The sequence below is a fragment of the Streptomyces sp. genome (genome assembly GCF_036566765.1).
GTDB lineage: Bacteria > Actinomycetota > Actinomycetes > Streptomycetales > Streptomycetaceae > Streptomyces.
In genome coordinates this window covers 1-4,692 of the sequence record NZ_DATCVQ010000571.1, presented here as the reverse complement: position 1 = coordinate 4,692, position 4,692 = coordinate 1, and the positions used below count along the sequence as shown (strand labels likewise).

General features: G+C 74.4%; 3 protein-coding genes and 2 pseudogenes. All 5 read right to left on the bottom strand.

From position 1 onward, the window contains the following. A pseudogene (locus tag VIU94_RS33315) lies at positions 1-299 on the bottom strand (VWA domain-containing protein); the annotation flags it as partial. An 8-nt stretch (positions 300-307) separates the two neighbouring features. Continuing rightward, positions 308-841 (bottom strand): Pycsar system effector family protein, encoded by a 534-nt coding sequence (locus tag VIU94_RS33310; protein ID WP_331917286.1) that lies wholly within the window; start codon positions 839-841, stop codon positions 308-310. Continuing rightward, on the bottom strand, positions 838-2,196 hold the full coding sequence (locus VIU94_RS33305) for a hypothetical protein (protein WP_331917284.1): 1,359 nt from the start codon (positions 2,194-2,196) through the stop codon (positions 838-840). The genes VIU94_RS33310 and VIU94_RS33305 overlap by 4 nt, the downstream gene beginning before the upstream one ends. Further along, on the bottom strand, positions 2,193-4,511 hold the full coding sequence (locus tag VIU94_RS33300; protein WP_331917282.1) for a hypothetical protein: 2,319 nt from the start codon (positions 4,509-4,511) through the stop codon (positions 2,193-2,195). The genes VIU94_RS33305 and VIU94_RS33300 overlap by 4 nt, the downstream gene beginning before the upstream one ends. After that, a pseudogene (locus VIU94_RS33295) lies at positions 4,508-4,692 on the bottom strand (hypothetical protein); the annotation flags it as partial. The gene VIU94_RS33300 and the pseudogene VIU94_RS33295, both read right to left, overlap by 4 nt.

Genomic DNA, 4,692 nt, shown 5'->3' with positions numbered 1-4,692 from the left:
GACTGGCCGGGCTTCTCCGAGCTGCCGAAGCCGATGACGGTGGCCCGGGAGCGGTCCGATATCTCGCCCTGCGCGATGAGCGCCGCGGCCTCGACCTCGCGGGCGAGGTCCTGGGCGGGGAGGCTCTTGGACTGGTCGACGACGACGGCGAAGTCGATCGGGTCGGGGCCCTCGGAGGGCGCGGCGACGCGCTGGGCGGCATGGCCCGGGGCGGCGGCCGTCGGCGCGCCGAGCGGGCCGGAGAGCGCCAGCAGCGCCCCCGCGAGGAACAGGGCGCCCGGCGTGAGTCTCCACTGCATCGTTCGTCTCACCACAGTTCGCTGAAAAGAGCAAGGAGTGCGCCGAGCACGAGCGAACAGACGCCCACGCGCAGCCACTTGTACTTGGCGGCGAGCACGGAGCCGTGCACGCTCGCCTGGTCGAGGAGCCAGCCGGTGGCGTCCTCCCCGGACGCCCGCAGCCGGTCCAGGAGCTCGCCGGCCGGGGATCCGGCCGCGAGGTCGCGCAGCAGGGTGCGGTCCGCGCCGAGGCGGGTGCGCGGCAGGATCACCGAGACGAGCATGAGGATCCCGGCCGCCCACAGCACTGCCCCGGACGCCAGGAGCCACAGGCCGGGCCCGGAGGCGGGCAGCGGGGCGCGCTCCCGGGAGAAGAGGACGGCCAGGAAGGCGATCGCGCCGGAGAGCATGATCGCCGCCTTGGTGTCGGCGCGCCCTATGTCTTCGCGGACGGTGGTCAGCAGCCGTTCGGCCATGAACCGCACGTCGGCCGCGTCGGGACGGTCGGAATCGGGGCGTATGGGATCGGTACGGGCGGGATCGGCCGCCGGTCCGGGGCTCATTCGTCGTCCCAGTCGTCGAATTCCTCGCTGGGTCGGGAGGGACGGCCGCCGGAGTCGCGGTCGCGGTACGCGTCCCGGTCGCGCTCGGAGGCGGACTGGACGCGGGTGGGCTCGTACACATGCGGGTCCCGGTCCGGGCTCCGGTCCGCGTCCCGGTCGCCGCGGCGCGCGTCCTCGCGGTCCTCGTCCCACGGCGGCCGGACCGGCTCCGGCCGGCCCGCCCCCTCCTCCAGCGCGCGCCGCGGACGCCCGCTGTCGGGCGGGTCGAGGACGTGCGCGGCCACCCCGCCGAGCATCGTCCCGGTGCTCTGCCGCAGGAACTCCAGGACCTGGTACATCGGTTCGCCGATGTCGTGGCGCTCCAGGACGCCGGTGTCGAGGAGCCGGTTGAAGACGGACAGGAAGTCCGCCTGCCCCTCGCGCTTCTCCTGCTGCAGCTCCCGGCGGATCTCCCACTGCTTGTCGGGGTTCATCGCCATGTGGTGGGCGATCTGCGCCATGTCGCCGCGCCGGAACATCTCCTCCAGGTCGCGGGCGCGCTCCGCGACCAGCCGCCGCTCGGCCTCCTCCTTGCGCCGCGTCGCCTCGGCGACCCGTTCGTCCGTCTGCATCTTCACGGCGACGGTGTCGCGGCGGCCGACCTCCTCGCGGATGTCCCGGTCGAGGTCGACGAAGACCCGCACGCGGGTGCGCAGCCCCAGGTCGCGGCCGAGGACGATCCGGCCGGTGGCGATCTCGTCGCGTACGGCCTCGTCGGCGCGCTGCGCCTCGGTGAGCCGGAACCGGCGTGAGACCGCCCGCAGTCCGTCGAGCAGGTCGTCGTGGAGGAGCTCGGCGACGTCCCGCACCTGCTGGGTGACGACCAGGTACGGGTCCTCGACCTCCCACTGGACGCGGGCGATGGCCTGGAAGAAGACGCCGTCGCCGGCGGCGGGCAGCGCGAGCTCGAACTCGGCGACATGGCGGCCGAGCTGGACCTCGAAGTACGTGTACGGGCTGCCGATCCAGGGCTTGTTGGTGTCCTCGTGGCGATCGGGCCAGACCACCCGGTGGCCGCCGTTGCGGTAGAGCAGCACGGCGGCGATCTCGCCGCTGGTGCGCTTGAACGGCGGGCTGCACTCGCGCTTCAGCGGACCCCGGTGCCGTTCGGCGTCCTGCTGCCGGGCGGCGGAGTGCGCGGCGGGGCGGCCGCCCGGGTTCCGGTTCTGGGCCCGGTTCGCGTTCTGGTTCTGGTTCTGGTTCTGATTCCGGTTCGCGTTCTGGTTCCGGTTCACGTTCTGGTTCCGGCCCTGATTCTGATTCTGGTTCGGGTTCGGGTTCGGGTTCTGGTTCTGGTTCCCGTTCTGCGCGCTCATCGCCGCGCCCCTTCCGTCACGGCGTCCCACATCCGGCCCGCCGCCGTCTTGTCCAGCGGCCGGTCCCGGTCCCGGACCAGCTCCTTCAGCAGCCCGCGCAGCCGGTCGCGGTCGCGCCGGCTGACCGCGATCAGGGGCAGGAAGCGGCACACCAGGTCCAGCGCCTCCTGGTCCTTCGCCGCCCGGCGCACCAGGACGGCCAGCGCGTCGAGCGCCGCCTCGCCGGAGCGGGCGGTGGTCAGCGCGCGGCGGACCAGTTCGGCCAGCGCGGGCGCGAGGTCCGGCCGGGTGGCCAGCAGCGCCACGAGGAGCGGCCGGGCGGAGTGCGCTTCGAGCTCCGGGACGTCGCGCAGCCCCCAGAGGTACGTGGTGCGCATGGTGAGGGTGTTGATCGTCGAGACCAGGACCAGGTTGGCGAGGTTCTGCCGTCCGTCGCCCAGCCAGTCGCTCATCCGCCGCACCACCGGCCCCGGTTCGCCGGAGGCGAGCAGCCGGATCACGCTGAACCCGGCCGAGCCGAGCACCTCCGAGTCCGTCGCCTCGCGGCCGCGCACCACGCGCCCCAGCGCGTCGAGCGAGCCGGGCACCGAGCCCGCGGCGAGCACATAGCCCTGGGTCAGCAGGGCGGTCTCCAGGAGCGCGTCGTCGCTGCTCGCCGCCCAGTCCTTGAGGACGGCGACGACGGCGGGCCGCACCCGGGGGTTGCGCGCCGCCTCGGCGAGCGCGGTCGCGGCGGCCATCCGCGCGACCGGGCTGTCCATCGCCGCCATCGGGCTGATCAGCTCGCCGAACCCGTGGATCCAGTCCCAGGAGCAGAGGACGCCGGCCGCGATGGACGCCCGGACCCAGACCTCCGGCCGCGGGTCGTCGCAGAGCGAGCGCAGCCAGCGGCAGACCGGGCCGCGCACGTTGTGGTACCCGTGCCACACCTCGCCGAGCACGGCCGTGGCCAGCGCCTCGCCCTGGAAGCGCACCATCAGCGCCGGGACCTTGGCGGTGCCGAGGTCGATCTCGCCGTCCTCCAGGAGGGACCGGGCGAGCACCGGACGGTTCTCCGCGTGGGTGCCGAACAGCCGCCGCCCGGCGGCCTGTTCGGGGTCGAGGGTGACCGCGAGCTCCCAGCTGAGCAGCTCGGCCGCCTCGGCGGTGATGCTGTACGCCGAGCCGTCGAAGACGGCGACGGCGATGCGGAAGGCGGCGGTGTTCAGCGCGGGGAGCGCCTCGGGCAGGGCGCCGGGCCGGTCCGCACCGGCGAACCAGGCGCGCGCCTGGGCCCGTACGAAGGTGGCGCAGTCCTCCAGGAGCTGCTCGTGGGTCAGCTCGTCCTTCTGGTGCCGGGCCAGGTGGTCGGCGAGCCGGGCGGCCTCCCGGGGTCGCAGCTCCTCCAGACCGAGGGCCCGGGTGACGTCGGGCTCGGCGGCGAGCCGCCGGGCGCGGTCGAGGGCCCCGTCGGGTTCGCCGCGCAGCAGGACCCGGAGGTGGCGGTGGAGGACGTCGGCGGACGGCGGCGGCGGACAGGTGAGCCCGTACCGGCCGCGCAGCAACCGGTCGGCGAGGTCGCCGCTCTCGACGACGACGATGCCGTACGCCTCCTTGCGCCGCAGCAGATCGGAGAACCGGTCGAGGTGCAGCTCGGCGAGCCGGGCGGGCGTCCGGTGCGGCTCGCGCCGCTCACCGGAGCGGTCGCGGCGCGGCTCGGTCTCGACGCGGCCGTCGTCGGAGGGGAGCTGGAGGAGGTGCCCGGTGCCCTCGTCCAGGGCCTCGGCGGTGATCTCGTCGACGGCGTGGCGCGGGTCGAGCCGGTTGACCTTGTACTCGGTGAGCTCGGAGAGCAGGGCGAGCGCGGTCGACTCGCGGCCGCTGCCGGGCTCGCCGCACAGGACGAGGACGCGCTGGGTGCGCAGGAGTTCCTTCATCCGCTGGTAGCCGGTGACCTCGCAGTACACGTCGTCGAGGCGCTCCAGGGTCTCGCGCGGCACCGCGCCCTGGACGAGGTCGGCGGGGCCGTGCGTGCCGTACTGGTTGATGAAGTTGTTGCCCTCGATGACCTGGCCGTCGCCGCCGATGGTGTAGCTGCGGCCGGAGGCGAGGGCGCGCAGGGCGGCGCGCGCGGTGGCGGAGCCGCCGGTGCCGCCGGCGCCGCCGAGGGGGCCGCGGACGGCCTGGTCGAAGGGGTTGGCCTCGGGCGGGGCGGAGTCGCCGCCGTCGCCGGCCGGTGTGCCGCTGCCGCCCTTGTCGGAGGTGGAGGCGTCGGCCTGCGGGGGGTCGTCCTTGGCGGCCTCGTCGGGGGTCTGTACGTCGTCCTCGTCGCTCATGCCCGCTCCCCCTTGCTCTGCGGGGCGCTCTTCCGGTCCTTGCGGATGCCGGTCACGTCGCCGTGGATCTCGTTGCCCTCGAATACGGCCAGGTCGCGGCCGACGTGGTACTCCCGTCGGCGTACGGACCCCGGGCCGTACGCCCCCTCTGCCCGAAGTGGCGGTGGACCGTCCCCCGTTG

Excerpts from the sequence above, each read along its gene's own strand:
- VIU94_RS33310 (WP_331917286.1), bottom strand. The coding sequence starts at position 841 with ATGAGCCCCGGACCGGCGGCCGATCCCGCCCGTACCGATCCCATACGC.
- VIU94_RS33305 (WP_331917284.1), bottom strand. The coding sequence starts at position 2,196 with ATGAGCGCGCAGAACGGGAACCAGAACCAGAACCCGAACCCGAACCCG.
- VIU94_RS33300 (WP_331917282.1), bottom strand. The coding sequence starts at position 4,511 with ATGAGCGACGAGGACGACGTACAGACCCCCGACGAGGCCGCCAAGGAC.